At 64.2% G+C, this 22,435-nt stretch carries 19 protein-coding genes and 2 pseudogenes; 15 read left to right on the top strand and 6 right to left on the bottom strand.

Annotated features, from left to right (window positions below; all coding sequences use genetic code 11):
- Positions 1-58 precede the first annotated feature (58 nt).
- From HMPREF3140_RS13020 to HMPREF3140_RS13035, 4 genes are all read left to right on the top strand, one after another.
- Positions 59-1,912 (top strand): bifunctional sugar phosphate isomerase/epimerase/4-hydroxyphenylpyruvate dioxygenase family protein, encoded by a 1,854-nt coding sequence (locus tag HMPREF3140_RS13020; protein WP_032411751.1) that lies wholly within the window; start codon positions 59-61, stop codon positions 1,910-1,912.
- 71 nt (positions 1,913-1,983) lie between these two features.
- On the top strand, positions 1,984-3,306 hold the full coding sequence (locus HMPREF3140_RS13025; RefSeq protein ID WP_004148701.1) for an MFS transporter: 1,323 nt from the start codon (positions 1,984-1,986) through the stop codon (positions 3,304-3,306).
- Between the two features lie 15 nt (positions 3,307-3,321).
- Positions 3,322-4,158: a shikimate dehydrogenase family protein gene (locus HMPREF3140_RS13030; protein ID WP_064185894.1), complete on the top strand. Its 837-nt coding sequence runs from the start codon at positions 3,322-3,324 to the stop codon at positions 4,156-4,158.
- Between the two features lie 56 nt (positions 4,159-4,214).
- A complete protein-coding gene (locus HMPREF3140_RS13035; protein ID WP_021313482.1) occupies positions 4,215-4,958 on the top strand; it encodes a substrate-binding domain-containing protein in 744 nt (247 codons plus the stop codon).
- Here the strand turns inward: HMPREF3140_RS13035 and HMPREF3140_RS13040 are convergent.
- The 4 genes from HMPREF3140_RS13040 to HMPREF3140_RS13055 all read right to left on the bottom strand — a co-directional run bounded on the left by HMPREF3140_RS13040 (position 4,942) and on the right by HMPREF3140_RS13055 (position 8,647).
- Positions 4,942-5,691, bottom strand: coding sequence for an ABC transporter ATP-binding protein (locus HMPREF3140_RS13040; RefSeq protein WP_004151841.1), 750 nt, complete (start codon positions 5,689-5,691; stop codon positions 4,942-4,944). The genes HMPREF3140_RS13035 and HMPREF3140_RS13040 overlap by 17 nt on opposite strands.
- Positions 5,688-6,695, bottom strand: coding sequence for a FecCD family ABC transporter permease (locus HMPREF3140_RS13045; protein WP_032411745.1), 1,008 nt, complete (start codon positions 6,693-6,695; stop codon positions 5,688-5,690). The genes HMPREF3140_RS13040 and HMPREF3140_RS13045 overlap by 4 nt, the downstream gene beginning before the upstream one ends.
- Positions 6,685-7,743: an ABC transporter substrate-binding protein gene (locus tag HMPREF3140_RS13050; protein ID WP_032411743.1), complete on the bottom strand. Its 1,059-nt coding sequence runs from the start codon at positions 7,741-7,743 to the stop codon at positions 6,685-6,687. Before HMPREF3140_RS13050 ends, HMPREF3140_RS13045 begins: the two co-directional genes overlap by 11 nt.
- 91 nt (positions 7,744-7,834) lie before the next feature.
- Positions 7,835-8,647, bottom strand: coding sequence for a DNA-binding transcriptional regulator (locus tag HMPREF3140_RS13055; protein ID WP_004200238.1), 813 nt, complete (start codon positions 8,645-8,647; stop codon positions 7,835-7,837).
- A 177-nt stretch (positions 8,648-8,824) separates the two neighbouring features.
- On the opposite strand from HMPREF3140_RS13055, the gene HMPREF3140_RS13060 reads away from it, so the two are divergent.
- The 8 genes and pseudogenes from HMPREF3140_RS13060 (at position 8,825) to HMPREF3140_RS13095 (ending at position 17,193) form a co-directional block, all read left to right on the top strand.
- Positions 8,825-10,489 (top strand): bifunctional 3-(3-hydroxy-phenyl)propionate/3-hydroxycinnamic acid hydroxylase, encoded by a 1,665-nt coding sequence (locus HMPREF3140_RS13060; RefSeq protein WP_032411740.1) that lies wholly within the window; start codon positions 8,825-8,827, stop codon positions 10,487-10,489.
- 1 nt (position 10,490) lies between these two features.
- Complete coding sequence (gene mhpB, locus HMPREF3140_RS13065; protein WP_020801869.1) at positions 10,491-11,435, top strand: 2,3-dihydroxyphenylpropionate/2,3-dihydroxicinnamic acid 1,2-dioxygenase; 945 nt, start codon at positions 10,491-10,493, stop codon at positions 11,433-11,435.
- 17 nt (positions 11,436-11,452) lie between these two features.
- A complete protein-coding gene (mhpC, locus tag HMPREF3140_RS13070) occupies positions 11,453-12,319 on the top strand; it encodes a 2-hydroxy-6-oxonona-2,4-dienedioate hydrolase (RefSeq protein ID WP_032411738.1) in 867 nt (288 codons plus the stop codon).
- Between the two features lie 10 nt (positions 12,320-12,329).
- A pseudogene (mhpD, locus tag HMPREF3140_RS13075) lies at positions 12,330-13,137 on the top strand (2-keto-4-pentenoate hydratase).
- On the top strand, positions 13,130-14,080 hold the full coding sequence (gene mhpF / locus HMPREF3140_RS13080) for an acetaldehyde dehydrogenase (RefSeq protein ID WP_004200234.1): 951 nt from the start codon (positions 13,130-13,132) through the stop codon (positions 14,078-14,080). Before mhpD ends, mhpF begins: the two are co-directional and overlap by 8 nt.
- Positions 14,077-15,093 (top strand): 4-hydroxy-2-oxovalerate aldolase, encoded by a 1,017-nt coding sequence (gene mhpE / locus HMPREF3140_RS13085; RefSeq protein ID WP_023159651.1) that lies wholly within the window; start codon positions 14,077-14,079, stop codon positions 15,091-15,093. The genes mhpF and mhpE overlap by 4 nt, the downstream gene beginning before the upstream one ends.
- A 75-nt stretch (positions 15,094-15,168) precedes the next feature.
- Positions 15,169-16,365, top strand: a complete 1,197-nt coding sequence (mhpT, locus tag HMPREF3140_RS13090; protein WP_004148691.1) for a 3-(3-hydroxy-phenyl)propionate transporter MhpT — start codon at positions 15,169-15,171, stop codon at positions 16,363-16,365.
- A 102-nt stretch (positions 16,366-16,467) separates the two neighbouring features.
- Entirely contained in the window at positions 16,468-17,193 is a 726-nt protein-coding gene (locus HMPREF3140_RS13095; RefSeq protein ID WP_009307636.1) for a purine nucleoside phosphorylase YfiH/LACC1 family protein, read from the top strand.
- Positions 17,194-17,205: 12 nt separating this feature from the next.
- Here HMPREF3140_RS13095 and HMPREF3140_RS13100 read toward each other — a convergent pair whose 3' ends face one another.
- Positions 17,206-18,786 (bottom strand): rhodanese homology domain-containing protein, encoded by a 1,581-nt coding sequence (locus HMPREF3140_RS13100; protein ID WP_032411731.1) that lies wholly within the window; start codon positions 18,784-18,786, stop codon positions 17,206-17,208.
- A gap of 5 nt (positions 18,787-18,791) precedes the next feature.
- Complete coding sequence (locus tag HMPREF3140_RS13105) at positions 18,792-19,394, bottom strand: cysteine dioxygenase family protein (protein WP_002908526.1); 603 nt, start codon at positions 19,392-19,394, stop codon at positions 18,792-18,794.
- A gap of 106 nt (positions 19,395-19,500) precedes the next feature.
- On the opposite strand from HMPREF3140_RS13105, the gene HMPREF3140_RS13110 reads away from it, so the two are divergent.
- The 3 genes and pseudogenes from HMPREF3140_RS13110 to HMPREF3140_RS13120 all read left to right on the top strand — a co-directional run.
- A complete protein-coding gene (locus HMPREF3140_RS13110; protein WP_014907422.1) occupies positions 19,501-20,394 on the top strand; it encodes a LysR family transcriptional regulator in 894 nt (297 codons plus the stop codon).
- A 144-nt stretch (positions 20,395-20,538) separates the two neighbouring features.
- Positions 20,539-21,634, top strand: a pseudogene (locus HMPREF3140_RS13115) (LLM class flavin-dependent oxidoreductase).
- A partial coding sequence (locus tag HMPREF3140_RS13120) for an acyl-CoA dehydrogenase family protein (protein ID WP_180339939.1) occupies positions 21,621-22,435 on the top strand: 815 nt, incomplete at its 3' end. The pseudogene HMPREF3140_RS13115 and the gene HMPREF3140_RS13120, both read left to right, overlap by 14 nt.

The following is a 22,435-nucleotide window of genomic DNA, read 5'->3' on the forward strand; positions in this document are numbered from 1 at the left end:
CAAATGAACCAAATGATACATATTCAAGGCTTACGTCAGCTGTTGACCCGAGGACCTTATGCTGCGCTCTATCGCCACCGTTTCGATTTCCGGCACCCTGCCTGAGAAGCTGCACGCTATTGCGGCGGCGGGGTATCAGGGGGTGGAAATTTTCGAGAACGATCTGCTCTATTATACGGGGACGCCGGCGGAAATCCGCCAGCTTGCCGCCGATTTAGGGTTAAAAATCACGCTTTTTCAACCCTTTCGCGATTTTGAAGGCGCCAGTCGGGCGCAGTTTGCGGCGAATATGGCCCGCGCTCGGCGCAAATTTGCTCTGATGCACGAGCTGGGCTGCGAGACGCTGCTGCTGTGCAGCAATGTGCAGCCGGACTGCTCGGCGGATAGCGAATTGCAGGTCGCGGACCTGCGGGCGCTGGCCACGCTGGCGGAAGAGGAGGGGATCGCTATCGGCTATGAGGCCCTGGCCTGGGGAACCCATGTGAACCGCTGGCAGCAGGCCTGGGAGCGGGTGCGGCGGGTGGACAGCCCGGCGTTGGGCCTGGTGCTCGACAGCTTCCATATTCTGGCCCGCGGCGACACGCTGGACGCGCTACCGTCGGTGCCGGTGGAGAAAATCACCTTTGTACAGCTCGCCGATGCGCCGTATATGAAAATGGATTTGCTGGAGTGGAGCCGCCACTTCCGCTGCTTTCCCGGACAGGGGGAGCTGCCGCTGGAGGCGTTTGCCGAGCAGATCACCCGCTGTGGCTACCGCGGCCCCTGGTCGCTGGAGATCTTCAATGACGGTTTTCGCGCCTCGCCGAACGGTGCGACGGCCAAAGATGGTTATCGTTCGCTGCTGTGGCTGGAGGAGCAAACCCGCCGTCGGCTCCCGACGTGCGATGCCGATCTGTTTTCACCGCCGCCGCTGCCGGTCTATCACGGGCTGGAGTTTATCGAATTCGCCGCCAGCGCCGCCGAGGCGCAGCGCCTGGGGCAACATCTGCAGGCGCTGGGTTTTCAGCATGAGGGAAGCCACCGCTCCAGACAGGTGACGCTGTGGCGCAACGGCGGGGCGCGGATCGTCATCAACCATCAGCCGCACAGCTGGGCCGACCATTTTTATCAACGCCACGGGGTATCGCTCTGCGCGATGGCGCTGCGGGTCGAGCACAGCGCGTCGCTTGTCGCCCGCGCCCGCGCGCTGGGGTATGCCACCTGGCAGGGCGACGCCGGGCCGAACGAAACGCCGATCCCGGCGATCTGCGCCCCCGACGGCAGCCTTATCTATCTCATCGACGCCGGGGAGGCTATCTACGAGCGCGATTTTCATCTGCGTGATGGCGTGACGGTGCGCGAGGATTATCTCGGTATCGATCATCTGGCGCTGGGAATGGAGGCCGACAGCCGCGATAACTGGGTGATGTTCTTCCGTACGGTGTTTGGTTTTTCCCTTGAGCATGAGCAGACGCTGCCGGACCCGTATGGACTGGTGCGCAGCCTGGCGGTGCGCAGCCCGCAGGGCGATATCCGTCTGGCGCTGAATATTTCGCAGAGCCGGGCGACGCAGATCGCCCGCTCCGTCGCTTGCTACCAGGGGGCGGGGCTGCAGCATGCCGCCTTTGCCTGCCGCGATCTGCCGGCCGCCTGCGACCAGCTTGCCGAGGTTGCCCGCCATACGCTGCCGATCCCGGCCAATTATTATGACGATCTGCTGGCGCGCTTTGGCGGCGAGCTGGACGTCGGGCAGCTTCAGCGCCAGCAGCTCCTCTATGACCGCGATCCGCAGGGGGAAGATTTCCTGCATCTTTACACCCGGCCGTTTACCGCCGGCCGCTTTTTCTTTGAGTTAACCGAGCGCCGGGCTGGCTATGCGCTCTATGGCGCAGCGAATGCGGCCGTCCGTCTGGCGGCGATGCAGTATTGTTAGCCTGAATCAAATGGTTCATTATGCGTTAAACACAATAACAACACCCTCTGTACCCGAGACAGGAACCGACTATGAGCTCATATAGCCCTAACCCGACGGCTGCCGCCCAGCCAGCCGTTACCGTGCGCCGTTCCCGGCGGCGTATCGGCATTCTTGCGCTGTTGGCCATTGGCACCATGATCAACTATCTCGATCGCACCGTACTGGGGATCGCCGCCCCAAAGCTCACCGCTGAGCTGGGGATCGACCCGGCGATCATGGGAATCCTCTTCTCCGCCTTCGCCTGGACCTATGCTCTGGCGCAGATACCCGGCGGATTGTTTCTCGACCGCTTTGGCAACAAAGTGACCTACTTTTTGTCACTGACCCTGTGGTCGCTGTTTACCCTGTTCCATGGCATGGCGGTGGGGCTGAAGACGCTGCTGCTGTGCCGCTTCGGGCTCGGCATTAGCGAAGCGCCGTGCTTTCCGGTCAACAGCCGGGTGGTCAGCGCCTGGTTCCCACAGCAGGAGCGGGCGAAGGCCACGGCGGTGTACACCGTGGGGGAGTATCTCGGGCTGGCCTGCTTTGCGCCGCTGCTGTTCTGGATCATGGACGGTTTCGGCTGGCGGGTGCTGTTCGTCAGCGTTGGCGCCGTCGGCATTCTGTTTGCCCTGGTGTGGTGGCGCTGCTACCGCGAACCGCATGAAGATCCGCGCCTTAGCCAGCAGGAGCGCGAGCATATCGAAAACGGCGGCGGCCTCAGCGCCCCGACCGACCAGCAGGTGGCGTTCAGCTGGCCGCTGGTCCGCCAGCTGCTGAGCAAACGGCAGATCATCGGCGCCAGTATCGGCCAGTTTGCCGGCAATACCGTGCTGGTGTTTTTTCTCACCTGGTTCCCCACCTGGCTGGCCACCGAGCGGCATATGCCCTGGCTGAAGGTTGGCTTCTTCTCCATCCTGCCGTTTGTCGCCGCCGCCGGTGGGGTGATGTTTGGCGGCTGGCTCTCCGACAAGCTGCTGAAAGCCACCGGGTCAGCCAACCTCGGTCGTAAGCTGCCGATCGTCGCCGGTCTGCTGATGGCCAGCTGCATCATTACCGCCAACTGGCTGGAGAGCGACCTGGCGGTGATCCTGGTGATGTCGTTTGCCTTTTTTGGCCAGGGGATGGTGGGTCTCGGCTGGACGCTGATCTCCGATATCGCCCCGAAGGGGCTGGGCGGCCTGACCGGCGGCCTGTTTAACTTCTGCGCCAACCTCGCGGGGATCCTCACCCCGCTGGTGATCGGCTTTATCGTTGCCGGGTTCGGCAATTTCTTCTACGCCTTGATCTACATCGGCGGCGCCGCGCTGCTGGGCGTGGTGGCCTATCTGTTTATCCTCGGCGACGTCAAACGTATCGAGTTATCGCAGTAAGCAAAGGAGCAAGGCATGGTGATTAGTGGGAATACGCGGCTGATAGCGCACCTTGGCTATCCGACCGCCAGTTTTAAGGCGCCGATGATCTACAACCCGTGGTTCGTTGACCAGCAGGTGGACGTGAAGGTGGTGCCGATGGGGGTCAGGCCGGAGGACTACGCCGCGTTTATTCCGCCGCTGTTTACGATGACCAACATCATCGGCGCGCTGGTGACGATGCCGCATAAAATCGCTACCTGCGAACTGGTGCAGCGCCTGAGCCCGACGGCGGCCATCGCTGGCGCCTGCAATGCCATCCGCCGCGAGGCTGACGGTAGCCTGAGCGGAGACATGTTCGATGGCGAGGGATTTGTGCTGGGCCTGCGTCGTAAAGGGTTTAACCCGCAGGGGACGCGGGCGCTGGTGGTTGGCAGCGGCGGGGTGGGATCGGCTATCGCCGCCTCCCTCGCGGCGGCGGGGGTCAGCGCCCTGACCCTGTACGATACCCGGCCCGAGGTGGCGCACGCCCTCGCCGGGCGGCTGCATCAGCACTATTCGCAGCTCGATATCACCCTGATGCAGTCCGATCCTGCCGGACACGAGCTGGTGGTCAATGCCACCCCGCTGGGGATGAAGGCCAGCGATCCGCTGCCGCTGGACGTTGACCGTCTGGCGCCAGGCGCCTGGGTGGGGGAAGTCGTCATGACTCAGGAGTACACCCCGCTGCTGAGGGCCGCTCAGGCACGACAGTGCCACATCCAGCGCGGGACCGACATGCTGTTTGAAATGATCCCTGCCTATCTGCGCTTTTTTGACCTACCGGTAGCCACCCCCGAGCAGCTGCGGGCGCTGGCAGAAATTCGCTACTGACGCGACGGCAAACCGGGTAATATAGCGCTATATTATCCGGTTTATAGCGATATCCTATGGCAAATACCACTCTCACGCTGCTGGCGGCGGGAAGCCTGAGAAGCGCCTTCCTGCCGCTGGTGGCGCACTTTCGGCAGCACACTGGCCTGGCGGTCGATGCGCAGTTTGGCCCTGCCGGCCTGCTGCGCGAGCGGATCGAAGCCGGGTCGCCGTGCGCGGTTTTTGCTTCCGCCAACGCGGCGCACCCGCAGGCGCTGCTGCAGGCGGGTCTGGCGCAGGAATGCCAGGGATTTGCCAGCAACCAGCTGATGCTGACCGCCCGGCGGTCGCCGGACAACGATGGCCTGGACTGGCTGGCGCTGCTCAGCACGCCCCGCCTGCGGTTGGCGACCTCCACGCCGGGCTGCGATCCGTCGGGAGATTATACCTGGCAGCTGTTCGCCCGAATTGAGGCACGCTATCCAGGGTTGGGCAACGCGATGGCCGGGCGGGCGCAGCAGCTGGTCGGCGGCAGAGACTCACTGAGCGTGCCGCCGGGAGAGATAGCCGGCGCGTGGCTTATTCGCCAGAATCTGGCGGATCTGTTTATCGGCTATGCGCACTATGGCCCCGCGCTGGCCACCTGCGACGATCTGCGTACCCTGACCATCCCGGCGCCGTGGAATATTCGCTGCGATTACCAGCTGGCGCGTCTCAGGGCCGATCCCGCCGCGCTGGCCCTGTATCGCTTTATCCTCGGCGACGTTGGCCAGGGGTATCTTCGGCAGGCGGGTTTTATGCCGTTCAGCGACGCAGCGTAAACCCCGGCGCCAGCAGAGGGAACGCGGAGGCGGCATGGCGGATCAGGCGTACCGGCAGGCCGTACGCTTGCCGGAGATGCGTTTCGCTCAGCACGTCGGCGGTCTCGCCCGCCAGCCACCGGCCCTCCGGCAGCAGAAGCAGCGTATGGCTGGCCACCTGTAGGGCGTGGTTGGGATCATGGGTGGTGAACAGGACGGTGCGCGCCTGGCGGTGGGCGAGGTCGCCGATCAGCTGCAGCACCACCTGCTGGTTACCGAGGTCCAGCGCCGAGCAGGGCTCATCCAGCAGGATATTCTGGCTGGCGCTGACCAGCGCGCGGGCAATCAACACCAGCTGCTGCTGGCCGCCGGAGAGGGCGCCGAAGTCATCTTCGGCCAGGGCGGCAATCCCCAGCTGCGCCAGCGCCTGCTCAACCCGCCGGGCATCCTCCTCGTCCGGCTGGGCAAAGAGATCCACATGACGGGCCCGGCCCATCAGCACCACATCGCTCACGCGCCAGCGAAAAGCGGGACGAAACGACTGCGGAACCAGGGCCACGCCGCCCTCGCACTGCATCTCGCCGCCCAGCGGCGGCAACACGCCGGTCAGGGTATCCAGCAGGGTACTTTTTCCCCGGCCATTGGCGCCCAGCACCGCCCAGATCTCACCGGGCCGGCAGGCCAGCGTGAGCGGGGCGAAGAGCGGCTGACGGTGGCCGTAGCGTAGCGCTTGCAGCGATAATGAGCTGTTCATCGGGTCGTACTCCGGCGTCGGGATTGCACCAGCAACACGGTAAACAGCGGCGCCCCGAGCAGGGCAGTGATGATCCCGATCGGGATCTCCGCCTGGGTCAGCGTGCGCGCCAGATCGTCCACCACCAGCATCAGCGCGGCGCCGAGCCAGAAGGCGGTGGGCAGCAGGCGACGATGGTCAGCCCCTACCAGCAGACGGGCGAGGTGCGGGACCACCAGACCCATCCAGGCGATGCTGCCGCTGACCGCCACCTGGGCTGCCACCAGCACCGCGCAGCAAACCAGCACGCCGCGACGCAGCGCGGCCACCGGAACGCCAAGACTGCGGGCATCGCGTTCCTCCAGGGCCAGCAGGTTGATACGCCAGCGCAGCTTCCACAGCGCCCCGGCAGCCACCGCCAGGGGCAGGGACATAAGCAGTACCTTATGCCAGCTGGCGGTCGCGAAGCTGCCGAGCAGCCAGAAAACGATGTTCGGTAACGTCTCTTCGCTGTCGGCGAGGTACTGCATCAGGCTGACCAGCGCGGCGAAGAAGCCGCTGAGAATGATCCCGGACAGAATCAGCCCCAGCGTGCTGTCCCGCCCCTGCAGGGCGGCGAGGGCGTAAATCAGCCCCAGCGCGACGAGGCCGAAGAAAAAGGTCGAGGCCATCATCAGCAGACTGCCGACGCCCAACAGGATCGCCAGCGTGCCGCCGAAGGCGGAGCCGGCGGTTACCCCGATGATGTGCGGGTCCACCAGCGGGTTCTGGAACACGCCCTGCAAGGTGGCGCCGCACAGCCCCAGCGCGCCCCCGGCCAGCAGGGCCATCACCACGCGCGGCAGGCGAACCGACCAGACGATCTGCCCGATCACCCCTTCACCTGGCGGCAGATGGACCAGGGTGTGGCCAACGGCGCTCAGGCTTAACGGGTACTGGCCGAAACAGAGCGAGGCGACCGCGATCCCCAGCGTCGCCAGCGCCAGGCTACCCTGCACCAGCCAGGGATGATGGTTAGCGGGCATCTGGCGTCCACGTCACGCGGTAAAAACGCTGATAGTAATCGCTGGCTTTACTGTCCACATCGATGCTCTGGTAGCGCGCGGGATAGAGTTTTTTCGCCATCCACAGCTCACCCAGCGCCAGGGCCTCTGGCATGGGATAGCCCCAGGCTTTGGCGTACTCCGGCATCAGCCACACGCGGTGATGTTTCACCGCATCGATCGTCTGCCACTGCGGGTCGTTCTCTATCTGTTTGACCACCTGCGGATAACGGTCCTGGACGAAGATCACCTGTGGGTTCCACTCCAGCACCTGCTCAAGCGACACCTGCCGGGCGCCTTTTACACTGGCGGCCGCCACGTTAAGCGCCCCGGCGCGCGCCATCATCAGCCCGGTGTATTTGCCAGCGCCATAGGTATTCAGATCGGGGTTGGCCATGTACACCCGCACCCGCTGGTTCTGGGGAATATCGGCCACCGGCGCATTGGCTTGCTTGCGCGCCTCGAAGGTGTAGTGAATCAGCGCCTCGGCCTCGGGCTGGCGCTCGACCACCTCGCCGATAAGGCGGATCCCCTCCATCAGCCCGGCGTTATAGGCTTGCTCTTCGTCAGCCATGGTGGGGTTCATTTTATTTTTTTCCCCGGCGGCATCGTGGCGAAGCGAGATGGCCACCACCGGGATCCCGGCCTGTTGGATCTGCGCGATCATCGCCGGCGGCGCATAGTTGGCGACGAAAACCACCTGCGGACGCAGCGCCAACAGGCTTTCAATATTGACCTGGGTGAGATCGCCCGGGGTCGCCAGTTGCCCGATCTCGGGCATAAAGCGGGCGAACTGCGGCCCGAGCTGTTTCTGCCAGCTGCTTAAGACGCCGACGATATCCTCGGCGGCATGCAGTTGTACCAGCAGGTTGAGCGTCTGATGCTGCAGAACCACAACGCGGGTGACGTGGTCGGGGAGGGTGACCTGGCGACCCAGCTGGTCGGTGACGGTGCGGTCGGCGAAGGTCTGGCCGGTGAACAGGCTGGCGCTGAGCAGCGTCAGGCCCAGCAGTAAGGGGTGTTTTGACATGGTGTGGCCCGAATGGCGTGAAAATTCGTTGTGTATTAAATTATATAACGAAGCCGGGCGCAATGGGCGATCGCATTTATCCTCATCACGATCAGGGCATTTCGTACCACACTTCTTCCTCTTCCATGCGGGCTTCTATCTGCCTCGCCACCCTCTGCAGTGCAGGGAGATGCTTCTGCGCCGCCTGCTCAATGGTCATTGCGCTGGCGATATAGACCAGGTTCAGGCAGCCGATAACCCGCTGCTGACTGCAGACCGGCACGGCGATCGAGGCGATTTTCTCCTCCTGCCGCCAGCCGCGGAAGTTTTCGCCATAGCCGTTCTGGCGGGTGCGGGCGAGGATCGCCGCCAGCCGTTCCGGTTCGCGGGCCAACTGATACTCAGCTTCCGGACGGGCGGCCAGCATGCTGACGATGGCGTCGCGTTCCGCGTCGGGGGCAAAGGCCAGCCACGTCAGTCCGGAGGCGGTGAGCAGCAGCGGCAGCCGCCGTCCGACCATCGCGCGGTGAAACGACAGTCGGCTGAAGCGGTGGGTAGTCTCGCGCACCACCATGGCGTCGACGTCGAGGGTGGTGATGTCCGTTGGCCACTGCACCTCGCGCAGCAGCTCGCCGAGCAGCGGCGTGGCGAGGGCAGAAATCCAATGTTCGTCACGAAATCCATCGCTCAGCTGGCGGACGTTAATGGTCAACCGGAAGCTGTCATCGGAGCGGCTGCGGCGGACAAAACCCTCCTCCTGTAGCGTCTCCAGCAGCCGGCGCACGGTGGTGCGATGCAGGCCGCTAAACTCCGCCAGCAGGCCCGGCGTCGCGCCGCCGTCGAATTTATTTAACAATTTTAATAACAATAAACCCCGGCTTAATCCGCGCACCGTTTTGTACGCTGCGGACTCATCGTCACGCATAAATCCTCCCTTAAAATGCTTTAAAAACAGTGTGGTGCACTTGGTACACATTCGATGATGTTTTGATTGTAGCCGAAAACCCCCGCCCTATACTCAGCCCATTATAAAAAAACGTTTACACATGATTAACAAATTGCCTGTCAGCCGGGCAGTTTCCGAGTCGTGAGGTCGCTGAGAATGACAACATCTACACCCGATATTCAACCCGCCGTGCAGCATACCGCTCAGGTCGCCATCGTTGGCGCCGGTCCGGTTGGTCTGATGATGGCCAACTACCTTGGCCAGATGGGCATCAGCGTGCTGGTGGTGGAAAAGCTCGCCACACTGATCGATTACCCGCGGGCCATCGGCATTGACGATGAATCCCTGCGGGCGATGCAGGCGGTGGGGCTGGTGAATGACGTGCTGCCGCATACCACGCCGTGGCACGCCATGCGTTTTCTCACCCCAAAAGGCCGCTGCTTTGCCGATATCCAGCCGATGACCGATGAGTTTGGCTGGTCGCGGCGCAACGCCTTCATTCAGCCGCAGGTCGATGCGGTGATGTATCACGGTCTGCAGCGTTTCCCGCAGGTCCGCTGCCTCTTCTCCCGCGAAGTGGAAGCCTTTAGCCAGACCGGTGACAGTGTCACGTTAAATCTTAAAGGACCGGACGGCGAACGGGAGACGGTGCGCGCGGACTGGCTGGTGGCCTGCGACGGCGGCGCCAGCTTTATTCGTCGTACGCTGAACGTCCCCTTCGAAGGCAAGACCGCGCCGAATCAGTGGATCGTCATCGATATCGCTAACGACCCGCTGGCCACTCCGCACGTTTACCTGTGCTGCGACCCGGTGCGACCCTACGTTTCCGCCGCGCTGCCCCACGGCGTGCGCCGCTTTGAATTTATGGTGATGCCCGGCGAAACCGAAGCTCAGCTCAGCGAACCGCACAATATGCGCCGTCTGCTGAGCAAAGTGCTGCCGGACCCGGACCGCGTCGAGCTGATCCGCCAGCGGGTCTATACGCATAACGCCCGCCTTGCCGAGCGCTTTCGCATTAACCGGGTGCTGCTGGCCGGCGATGCGGCGCACATCATGCCGGTCTGGCAGGGCCAGGGGTACAACAGCGGCATGCGCGACGCCTTCAACCTGGCGTGGAAGCTGGCGCTGGTGGTCAATGGCAAAGCGGGAGAGACGCTGCTCGACAGCTACCAGCAGGAGCGCCGCGACCACGCGAAAGCGATGATTGATCTGTCGGTCACCGCCGGCTACGTGCTGGCGCCGCCGAAGCGCTGGCAGGGGGCCGTGCGCGACGGTCTCTCCTGGCTGCTGAATTACCTGCCGCCGGTGAAACGCTACTTCCTCGAGATGCGCTTTAAGCCGATGCCGCAGTACCGCGAGGGGGCGCTGCTGACCGACGGCGCCGGCAAGACCTCGCCGGTGGGCAAAATGTTTATTCAACCGCAGGTGACGCTGGAGAGCGGCGAGAGCGTGCTGCTCGACGAGGTTATCGGGGCGAATTTCGCCATTATTGGCTGGGGCTGCAACCCGCAGTGGGGGCTCGACGCCGGGCAGATCGCCCGCTGGCGCGCGATTGGCGTGCGCTTTATCCAGGTGGTGCCGGAGGTGCAGATCCACCGCGAGCAGGATAACGCCCCCGGCACGCTGCGGGTGGGCGATACGCAAAATCGCCTGAAGAGCTGGTTTGCTCAGCATAACACCGCCATCGCCGTGGTCAGACCGGACCGCTTTGTCGCCGCTCTCGCCATCCCGCAGACCCTCGGCGCGCAGCTGACCGCCCTGGCGGAAAAACTGACCCTCGCAACCGGGGATACCGCCCACGCTGAAGAGAAGGTGGCCTGATATGCATGCCTATTTGCACTGTCTCTCCCACACTCCGCTGGTGGGATTCGTGGACCCGGAGCAGGCGGTCCTCGATGAAGTGAACCGGGTGATTGCCGACGCCCGGCGGCGGATCGCTGAATTCGATCCAGAGCTGGTGGTGCTCTTCGCCCCCGATCACTACAACGGTTTTTTCTATGACGTGATGCCGCCGTTCTGCCTCGGCGTCGGCGCCACCGCGATTGGCGACTTCGCCAGCGCCGCCGGCGACCTGCCGGTGCCCGCCGAGCTGGCGGAAGCCTGCGCCCACGCCATCCTCAACAGCGGTATCGACCTGGCGGTGTCGTACAACATGCAGGTGGACCATGGCTTCGCCCAGCCGCTGGAGTTTCTGCTGGGTGGCCTGGACCGCGTGCCGGTGCTGCCGGTGTTTATTAACGGCGTCGCCGCGCCGCTGCCGGGTTTTCAACGCACCCGGCTGCTGGGCGAGGCGATGGGCCGCTTTCTTAATACCCTCAATAAGCGGGTGCTGATCCTCGGCTCGGGCGGACTCTCGCACCAGCCGCCGGTGCCGGAGCTGGCGAAGGCCGACGCCCATCTGCGCGATCGCCTGCTCGGCGGCGGAAAACAGCTGCCGCCGGACGAACGCGAACGGCGCCAGCAGCGGGTGATCAATGCCGCCCGACGGTTTACCGAAGACCCGCACTCGCTCCATCCCCTCAACCCGGTCTGGGACAACCGCTTTATGAGCCTGCTGGAGCAGGGGCGGCTGAGCGAACTGGACGCGATCGGCAATGACGAGCTGTCGGCGATGGCCGGCAAATCGACGCACGAAATTAAGACCTGGGTGGCCGCTTTTGCCGCGCTATCCGCTTTTGGCCGCTGGCGCAGTGAAGGCCGCTATTACCGGCCGATCCCCGAGTGGATCGCCGGATTCGGCTCGCTGAGCGCCACCACCGAGATTTGATTAACCGGGAGACTAACATGAGCTATCAACCGCAAACTGAAGCCGCCACCAGCCGATTCCTCAATGTCGACGAGGGGGGCCGCACGCTGCGTATCCATATCAATGACTGCGGCGACGGGAAAGAGACCGTGGTCATGCTGCACGGCTCCGGGCCGGGGGCCACCGGCTGGGCCAACTTCAGCCGCAATATTGACCCGCTGGTCGAGGCGGGCTATCGCGTGCTGCTCCTCGACTGTCCGGGGTGGGGCAAAAGCGATGCTATCGTCAACAGCGGCTCGCGTTCGGATCTCAACGCCCGCATTCTGAAAAGCGTGGTCGATCAGCTGGGGATCGATAAAGTCCATCTGCTGGGCAACTCGATGGGCGGCCATAGCGCGGTGGCCTTCACCCTGAGCTGGCCGGAGCGGGTGGCTAAGCTGGTGCTGATGGGCGGGGGGACCGGCGGCATGAGCCTGTTCACGCCGATGCCGACCGAGGGCATCAAGCTGCTGAACGCCCTGTACCGCGAGCCGACCATTGAAAACCTCAAAAAGATGATGAGCATCTTCGTCTTCGACACCCGCGACCTCACCGAGGCGCTGTTCGAGGCGCGTCTCAACAATATGCTGTCGCGCCGCGACCATCTGGACAACTTCGTCAAGAGCCAGGAAGCCAACCCGAAGCAGTTTCCTGACTTTGGCCCGCGGCTGGGCGAAATCAGCGCGCCAACTCTGATCGTCTGGGGACGCAATGACCGCTTCGTGCCGATGGACGCCGGGTTGCGCCTGCTCGCCGGGATCGCCGGTTCGGAACTGCATATTTACCGCGACTGCGGCCACTGGGCGCAGTGGGAACATGCCGACAGTTTTAATCAGCTGGTGCTCAATTTCCTCGCACGGGCTTAAGGAGTAAATGATGACTTTTTCTCTTGACGCGCTGGCCCGGCAGCTGCGCGACGCGGAACAGAGCGGCCAGGCGATCGCCCCGCTGCGCGATATTCTCGGCGTCGACAATGCCGACGCCGCCTATGCCATCCAGCGCCTGAACGTCCAGCACCATGTGGTCCATGGCCGGCGGGTGGGTGGGCCGCAAGGTGGGCCTGACCCATCCCAAAGTGCAGCAGCAGCTGGGCGTCAATCAGCCGGACTTCGGCACCCTGTTTGCCGACATGTGCTACGGCGACAACGCCGAGGTGCCGTTTGGCCGCGTGCTGCAGCCCAAGGTGGAGGCCGAGATCGCCCTGGTGCTGAAGCAGGATCTGCCGCATGCCGATACCACTTTTGATGAACTGTATAACGCCATCGAATGGGTATTGCCGGCGCTGGAGGTGGTGGGCAGCCGCATTCGCGACTGGTCAATCGGCTTTGTCGACACCGTCGCCGATAACGCCTCCTGCGGCCTGTACGTCATTGGCGGCCCGGCGCAGCGTCCGGCGGGACTGGATCTGAAGCAGTGCGCCATGCACATGACCCGCAACCAGGAGCTGGTCTCCAGCGGCCGCGGCAGCGAGTGTCTGGGGCATCCGCTGAACGCCGCAGTCTGGCTGGCGCGCAAGCTGGCGAGTCTCGGCGAACCGCTGCGGGCGGGGGATATCGTGCTGACCGGGGCGTTAGGCCCGATGGTGACGATTAACGAGGGGGACAGCTTTGTCGCCCATATCGAAGGTATTGGCTCAGTCGCGGCACGCTTCGTCGCCGCCGGAGAAGGAGATCGTGATGCGTAAACGTAAAGTCGCCATTATCGGCTCCGGGAATATCGGCACCGATTTAATGATTAAAATCCTGCGCCACGGCCAGCATCTGGAGATGGCGGTGATGGTCGGCATCGACCCGCAGTCGGATGGCCTGGCCCGCGCCCGGCGCCTGGGCGTTGCGACCACTCACGAAGGGGTGGGCGGCCTGATGCAGATGGCGGAATTTGCCGACATCGATTTTGTTTTTGACGCCACCAGCGCCGGGGCGCACATCAAAAACGATGCCGCGCTGCGCGAAGCGAAGCCGGGGATCCGCGTTATCGACCTGACGCCGGCGGCGATTGGCCCGTACTGCGTACCGGTGGTCAACCTCGCGGCCAATCTCCATCAGGGCAACGTCAATATGGTGACCTGCGGCGGGCAGGCGACCATCCCAATGGTCGCCGCGGTCTCGCGAGTGGCGAAGGTGCATTACGCGGAGATTGTGGCCTCGATCGCCAGTCAATCCGCCGGGCCGGGCACGCGGGCCAATATTGACGAATTCACCGAAACCACCTCGCAGGCGATTGAAAAAGTCGGCGGGGCGGGCAAGGGCAAAGCGATTATTGTACTGAACCCGGCGGAGCCGCCGCTGATGATGCGCGATACCGTCTACGTCCTGAGCGAGCTGGCGTCGCAGGAGGCGATTGCCGCCTCGATCGCCGAAATGGCGGCGGCAGTGCAGGCTTACGTCCCAGGCTACCGGCTGAAGCAGCAGGTGCAGTTTGAGGTTATCCCCGAGGACAGGCCGGTCAACCTGCCCGGCGTCGGCTGTTTTTCCGGCCTGAAAACCGCGGTTTACCTCGAAGTGGAAGGGGCGGCGCACTATCTGCCAGCGTACGCGGGCAACCTCGATATTATGACCTCGGCGGCGCTGGCGACGGCGGAGCAAATGGCCGGGGCAATGCACAGCGCGGCGGGAGCGACAGCATGAACGGTAAAAAACTTTATATCTCGGACGTGACGCTGCGCGATGGTATGCACGCTATTCGTCACCAGTATTCCCTGGCGCAGGTGCAGCAGATCGCCGGCGCGCTGGATAAGGCTGGGGTCGACTCCATCGAAGTGGCCCATGGCGATGGCCTGCAGGGATCCAGCTTCAACTATGGCTTTGGCGCCCACAGCGACATCGCCTGGATTGAAGCGGCAGCGGATGTCGTGAGCCAGGCGAAAATCGCCACCTTACTGCTGCCGGGCATCGGCACGCTGCACGATCTGAAAGCGGCGTATCAGGCCGGGGCGCGGGTGGTGCGGGTCGCCACCCACTGCAGCGAAGCGGACGTCGCCGCGCAGCATATTGCCTTTGCCCGCGAGCTGGGGATGGACACCGTCGGTTTTCTGATGATGAGCCATATGATCTCCCCGCAGGAGCTGGCGCAGCAGGCGCTGAAGATGGAATCTTATGGCGCGACCTGTATCTATGTGGTGGATTCCGGCGGGGCGATGAACATGAACGACATTCGCGACCGCTTCCGCGCCCTGAAGGCGGTGCTGAAGCCGGAGACCGCCACCGGGATGCATGCCCATCATAATCTGAGCCTCGGGGTGGCGAACTCGATCGTCGCGGTGGAAGAGGGGTGCGATCGCATTGACGCCAGCCTGGCCGGGATGGGGGCGGGGGCGGGCAATGCGCCGCTGGAGGTGTTTATTGCCGCCGCCGACAAGCTCGGCTGGCAGCATGGCACCGATCTCTACGCCCTGATGAACGCGGCCGATGAGCTGGTGCGGCCGCTGCAGGATCGCCCGGTGCGTGTCGACCGCGAAACGCTGGCGCTGGGCTACGCCGGAGTCTACTCCAGCTTCCTGCGCCACAGCGAAGCGGCGGCCAAGCGCTATGGCCTCAGCGCGGTGGATATTCTCGTCGAGCTGGGCAAGCGGCGGATGGTCGGCGGCCAGGAGGATATGATCGTCGACGTCGCGCTGGATCTGCTTAACCGCAATAAATAACTAAGAACGTGCGGCTGACAAAGCATCAGCCGCCAGTCACCTGCTCCGTTTGTTCGGCTATCGCCAAGGTACCCTATGACCAAGATAACGACTGCAACCCCCTCGCGCCTGGTGGTCACCATCGGGCTCTGTTTTATGGTGGCCCTGATGGAAGGGCTGGATCTGCAGGCGGCGGGGATCGCCGCCGTCGGCATGGCGCAGGCCTTTGCGCTGGATAAAATGCAGATGGGCTGGATCTTCAGCGCCGGGATCCTCGGCCTGCTGCCCGGCGCGCTGGTGGGCGGCATGCTGGCGGACCGCCACGGGCGTAAGCGCATTCTGTTGGGGTCGGTGCTGCTGTTTGGCCTGTTCTCGCTGGCCACCGCGCTGGCATGGAGCTTCCCGACGCTTCTGCTGGCGCGCCTGCTCACCGGCGTCGGGCTCGGGGCGGCATTGCCGAACCTGATTGCCTTAACCTCGGAAGCCGCTGGCTCACGTTTCCGCGGCCGGGCGGTAAGCCTGATGTACTGCGGCGTACCCATTGGCGCCGCGCTGGCGGCAGCGCTGGGCTTTTCCGGTCTCGCCGCGGCCTGGCAGATTATTTTCTGGATTGGCGGCGTGGTCCCGCTGCTGCTGATCCCGTTGCTGATGCGCTGGCTGCCGGAGTCGCAGGCATTTCAGCGAGCGGAGGCCAGCGTGCCGCTGCGCACCCTGTTTGCCCCGGGCCAGGCCGCCGCTACGCTGCTGCTGTGGCTGGGTTATTTTTTCACCCTGCTGGTGGTCTATATGCTGATCAACTGGCTGCCGATGCTGCTGGTGGGCCAGGGATTCCGCGCCAGCCAGGCGGCGGGGGTGATGTTCTCTCTGCAGATCGGCGCCGCCTGCGGCACGCTGCTGCTGGGGGCGCTAATGGATAAGCTCACCCCGCTGCGGATGTCGCTCCTGATCTACAGCGGCATTCTGGCGTCGCTGCTGGCGCTGGGCAGCGCGTCGTCGCTGACTGGCATGCTGCTGGCGGGGTTTGTCGCCGGGCTGTTCGCCACCGGCGGACAAAGTGTGCTTTACGCTCTGGCGCCGCTTTTTTATCCCGCGGCCATCCGCGCCACCGGGGTGGGCACCGCCGTGGCGGTGGGGCGTCTTGGGGCGATGAGCGGCCCGCTGCTGGCCGGCAAGATGCTGGCCCTCGGCACCGGCACCGTCGGGGTGATGGCGGCCTCGGCGCCGGGCATTGTGCTGGCCGGCGTGGCGGTGTTCTGGCTGATGCATCGCCAGCAGCGCGCGGCCATGGTCTGATATGCATCCGGCGGTCTGGTAAAAAAATGCCGGGCCGCCGCCTTGCCTGTCCGCGTCCCCTGGCCTAAGGTAAGACATCATTCCCTGACGCTTATCGTCCCTATGGCTTACACCTCCCGTTTGCTCAATGCGATCCCTGGCATCCGCCACGCTTTTCTCGATGTCCATGAAACCGCCGCCTTTCCCTATGCCGAGCTGGCTCCGGTGAAGCTGGTGCATGGTAATGAGGTTCATCATTATCAGCAGCCGCTGCCGACGCGCCCGCACGCCGACGCGGTGTTTACCGCGGTAGCCGGGCAAAAGGTGGGGGTGGTGACCGCCGACTGTCTGCCGCTGCTGATCGCCTCGCGCGACGGTCGCTACGTCTGCAGCGTGCATGCCGGCTGGCAGGGGCTGGTCAGCGGTATTGTCGACAACAGTCTGGCCTGTTTTCGCCAGCAGGGGGTGGCATTGGCCGATCTGGTCATCGCCGTGGGGCCGTATATTCACCCCTGCTGTTACGAAGTCTCCGCCGGATTCTATCAGCAACTGCTGGACCAGCCCGGCGGTGACCGGGTGGCCCGCCATCGCCAGCGGCTGTTCCACTCCCGTTCGGGCCCGGTCAGCGATCCGCTCAAAGCCGCCGCACGCGGCAGCGATAATCTGTGGTTTGATCTGCGCGCCTTTGCCGAAGCGATCTTCGCAGAGGCGGGGGTGGCGCCGGCGAGCGTTGAATGGCTGGGGAGTTGTACCTACTGCACCCCGCAGTCGCTGGGCTCCTACCGGCGCCGGACCCATTTTCCGGCGCCGAAGAGCTTTCAGTATTCGTGGATCATGCGCGAAGCTTGAGGCGGGCTCGCGCTAGAGCACCCGAAAACCGTGGGTGCCGTCGCGGGCCAGCTGATCCACGAGGCCATACTCCCACTCCAGATAGGCCTGCATGGCCTCGGCGGAATTATCGGTTCCTTCGTACGGACGACGATAGCGGTCACGGCGCTCGACGGCGAGGCCGCTGTCGCCATGCGCCAGCGGCAGACCGGCGGCGATCCACGCCAGCGTCCCGCCGGTAAGCAACTGCACCGGTTTACCGGTCAAGGCCGCCACCTCCGGCACCGCGTAGCGGGCCAGCAGACTGCTGCCGCAGGTCACCACGTAACGTTGGGCGGGAGGGATTGCTTCCAGGGCCTGGCGCAGCTGCGAGCGCGTTAGCCACCACGCGCCGGGGATATGGCGAGCGACAAAGTTGGCGCTGGTGGTAAAATCGAGCACCACCGTACCGGGTTCTTCCAGCTGTTGCGCCAGCTGCGCCGGGCTTATCTCCTCCGCCTGCGGGCCGGGCGGCACCTCGGCGGCTGGCACCCCGCGTTCGCTCAACTGGCTGGTCGACAGCGCGCTCAGCCGCGCCGTCTCCCAGCCCATCTGCGCCAGCCACGAGCCGGTTATCGCCGCCCGGATGCCATCGTCATCCAGCAGCACAATGCGCGCCCCTCGTACGCTGGCGAAGTGGTCGGTCTCCTGCACCAGCTGGCCGCCTGGCGCGCTCAGGCTGCCGGGATAGTGACCCGCCGCGTACTCTTCGGGGCTGCGGACATCAAACAGGAAGGTGGTGCGGTCGCTCTGCTGCAGCCAGCGTTGCAGCGTGGCCTCATCGATGACCGCCACCCCGGCCCGTTCGGCAAAATGCGCCACCTCAGCGGCCCGGGCGCCGGAGGCGCGGGCGGAGGGATCGTATTGCCGCTGTTGCTGGTGCGCCAGCGTCTGGCCGGCCAGCGTCCAGCCGATAGTGCCATTGCGCAGGGCATGGACCGGGTTTGGCACGCCGGCGTTGATCAGCGACTGGGTGCCGATGATGCTGCGGGTGCGTCCGGCGCAGTTGACGATAACCGGCGTCTGCGGGGAGGGCGTCAGGCTCTCCACCCGCAGGGCCAGCTCGCCGCCGGGCACGCTGATGCTGCCGGGGATGCTCATGGTCTGGTACTCATCGAAGCGCCGGGCGTCGACGATCACCACCTCCTGCCGGCTGTCGATGAGCGCCTGAACCTCCTGGGCGCTGAGCGACGGTGTGTGACGCACGCTTTCCACCAGCTCGCCAAAGGCTTTACTGGCGGAGTTGACGTCTTGAAACAGCTCGCCGCCGCTGCGGCGCCAGCCGGCGAGACCCTCGGCCAGCAGGGCCACATCCTGATAGCCCCAGGACCGCAGCCGTTCGACGGCGATCTCCGCCAGACCCTCGCCGTTGTCGTAGACGGTGAGCGGGGTGGTGAAGCGCGGTATCCGCCGGCGGACCTCGAGCTCCAGTTTGCTGAGCGGCAGATTGACGGCAAACAGTGGATGAGCGGTGGCGAAATCGGCCTCTTCACGGACGTCGATCAGCGCCAGTTCACGACGGTCGAGCAGCGCCTGGCGGATCCCGGCGGCCTGGCGATAAGCGTAGGTGGGCATAGTGGTTATCCTTGATGTTCGCGGGAGGAATCCCAGATATTGGGTAAATGGCGGTTAGAGTAGCCGGAGATAAACGGTTTCTGCTGCCCTTCCGGGGTATACACGGCGCGCTTCACCGCGCCGATATTGCCGCCGTAGACATGAATGCTGATGGAGACGCGATCCGCCAGCGCATTGCTGACGCGATGAATATCGCCATCGTCAGCGGAGACTTTCTCCACCTGACCTGCTTCCAGAAGCGTGGCGGCGCCCAGCGCGCGCGGTATGCCATCGGCATCCAACTGGTAGCGCTGGTTTTCCTCCGCGCCGCGCAGCATCCCAATGGCCCCCCACACCCGGTGATCATGGATCGGCGTCGCTTGCCCCGGTCCCCAGACGAAGCTGACAATCGAGAAGCGCTCCCCGGAGTCGGCATGCAGCAGATACTGCTGGTAATGGTGCGGATGCGGCAGGGTGTACTCTTCCGGCAGCCAGTCGTCGTAACGCACCAGCGCCGCCAGCCGCTGCGCCACGGCGTCAAGCAGCGGGGCGGTCTGGTGGTGTTCGCGGTGCAGGCGGTCTACCTCATGAATGAAATGGCGTAATTTTTCCAGTCGTGGTGCAGTCATGTGCGGTTCCTGTCAGAGGGACTGGTCAAAACGCTAACAGAGGCGTTAATATTATTTAAATGCAATTTACGCATATATTAATATGCAAATTTCACATAAGGTTCCTATGCGCATTGACGATATCGACGCTTTGCTGGCCACGGTGCAGTTTTCCTCCCTCAATCAGGCCGCGGAATATCTGGGGATCACCCAGTCGGCCATCACCCGGCGCCTGCAGCGTCTGGAACAGGAGCTGAACGTCACGCTGTTAGAGCGCCAGACCCGCCCGCTGACCCTAACCGCCGCCGGACACCGGGTGTACGAGCAGTGTCTGAGCATTAAGCGTGAGACGAAAAAACTCTACAGCCTGTTGGATCCGGAAGGCGAGCCGCGCGGCGCCCTGCGTCTCGGCGTGCCGCAGAGTCTCAGCGAGATTGCCCTGCCGGCGGCGCTGTCGGCGCTGAGCCAGCAGTTTCCCGGACTGTCGCCGCAGATCACCTGCGGCTGGAGCGGACAGCTGCAGCGCCGGCTGGAAAACGGCGAGCTGGACGGCATGCTGGCGATGGGGCCCGCCCAGCAAAGCTTCGCCGAGGGCTACAGCGGGCGCCTGCTGTGTCCCCTGGAGGTGGTGCCGATCGTCGGCCGGCGTTTGAATTTGCGCGCGTCATCCCTGCGGGAGTGCGCCGAACGGGGCTGGATCCTTAACCCCGACGGCTGTGGCCTGCGCGCCGGGCTCATTCGCGAGCTGCAGAGCCAGGGATTGCGGTTGACGCTCAACGTCGAGAGCGCGGGCGCGCAGCTGCAGATAGCGCTGGTGGCGCAGGGGCTGGGGCTGGGTCTGGTGCCGAGGGCGGCGCTGGCCAGCAGCCCGTGGCGGGATGAGGTCGCGGTCCTCAGCCTCAGCGATTTTCAGCCTGCGGTCTCACTGTGGCTGATCCACGCCCAGTATCTGGCGAACCTGCAGCCGCCGCTGACCTTTTTTGCCAGCAAAGTGGTGCAGCAGCTGACCGTATCCGACTGAAAGCACTATGTATTTTTGTTTAATGCTAATTAAGCATATTAAGATATGATAAAAATGCATTTTGCTCATTAACACGCTCTGTATAGGGTAATGACCAGCGCCGCTGTCGCGGCCACTCCATTACCCTGACGCAAGGAGTTGTTCATGAGCATTCAGTTTCTCGGCATGATTGGCCACCGCCTCTCTTCCGAAACGATTGCCCCGGTGGGGCCGATCTTTGACCGCGACTATATCGTTCGCTTTGCGCAAACCCATGAAGCCGCCGGGTTTGATCGTCTGCTGGTCGGCCACTGGTCCGATCAACCCGACGGCTTTCTGGTGACGGCCCTGGCCGGACTGTCGACGCAGAAAATTCAGTACCTGCTGGCCCATCGTCCCGGTTTTGTTTCCCCAACCCTTGCCGCGCGCAAATTCGCTACCCTTGAGCACCTGCTGGGGGGCCGCTTGGCGGTGCATATCATCAGCGGCGGCAACGATGCCGAGCAGCGCCGGGATGGCGATTATCTCGACCACGACCAGCGCTACGCCCGCACCGACGCCTTCCTCGACATCGTGCGCCAGGTGTGGACCAGCGAGCAGCCGGTGGATATTCACAACGATTTCTATCAGGCCGAGCAGGCCTGGTCCGCCATTCGCCCGCTGCAAAAACCGCATCTTCCGATCTATTTTGGCGGCTCGTCGGAAGCGGCCATCGCCGTCGCCGGCAAACATGCCGACGTCTTCGCGCTGTGGGGCGAGTCGCTGGCGCAAACCGGCGAGACCATCCAGCGGGTGCGCGCCGAAGCGGCGAAACACCAGCGTGATATCGGCTTCAGCGTCTCGTTCCGGCCGATTATCGCCGACAGCGAAGCCGAAGCCTGGGAGAAAGCCGAGCATATCCTGCACGTCGCCACCGAGCAGGCGGCGCAGCGCGGGGGCGGGTTCAAAGCCAAACCGGACAGCATCGGCGCCCAGCGGCTGCGGGCCACCGCGGCGCAGGGCAGAGTGGTAGACAAACGTCTGTGGACCGGCATCGCCCAGCTGGTGGGCGGCGGACATAATTCCACCGCGCTGGTGGGCACCCCGGAGCAGGTGGCGGATGCGCTGCTCGACTACTACGACCTCGGGGTGCGTAACTTCCTGATCCGCGGCTTCGATCCGCTGAACGACGCGGCCGACTATGGCCGGGCGCTGCTGCCGATCGCCCGGGAAAAAGCCGCCCGGCGTGCGGTGGCGGAGCGCGCATCGTGATCCATCCTGAGCGCGACGACTGGGCCCGGCAGCTGACGGCGCTCCGCCAGCAGATGGCGGAGCAGGCAGCCAGCCTTGACGCCAGCGGCGAGTTTCCCTGGCGTAATATCGACCATCTGCGTGCGGGGGGCTGGTTAAGTCTCGCCGTGCCGCCATCCTGCGGCGGCGCGGGCGCCAGTCTGGCCCAGCTGCAGCAGGTCATCGCCGCCATCGCCTGGGGAGAGCCGGCGACAGCGCTGATCGTCTGCATGCAGTATCTCCACCATTTGCGGCTGGCGGAAAACGACGCCTGGCACGCGCCGCTGCGCCAGCAGGTTTTTCACGATGCTGTCGAACACGGTGGCCTCATCAACAGCCTGCGCGTCGAGCCGGAGCTGGGATCCCCGGCGCGGGGCGGCCTGCCGGACACCGTGGCGACCCGTCGCGCGGAGGGCTGGGACATCAGCGGCCATAAAATTTATACCACCGGCATTGAAGGGCTGCGCTGGCTGGCGGTGTGGGCCAGAAGCGATGATAACCCGCCGCTGGTGGGCACCTGGCTGGTGCCTGGCGACAGCCCGGGTATCACGGTGGTGAAGAGCTGGGATCACGCCGGGATGCGGGCCACCGGCAGCCATGAAGTTATTTTTAACCACGTGCGGGTGGCGGCAGAGCACGCGGTGGATGTCTGGCCGGCCGATGCGCCACCCGCCGCCCAGGCCGAACCGTTTCGCCTGTTCGCCAACCGGCAGACGGCGCTGCTGGCGGCGATCTATGACAGCATTGCCCACGCCGCTCACGACTGGCTGGTGAGGTGGCTGGCGGGGCGGGG

The sequence above is a fragment of the Klebsiella sp. HMSC16A12 genome (assembly GCF_001808265.1).
GTDB lineage: Bacteria > Pseudomonadota > Gammaproteobacteria > Enterobacterales > Enterobacteriaceae > Klebsiella > Klebsiella pneumoniae.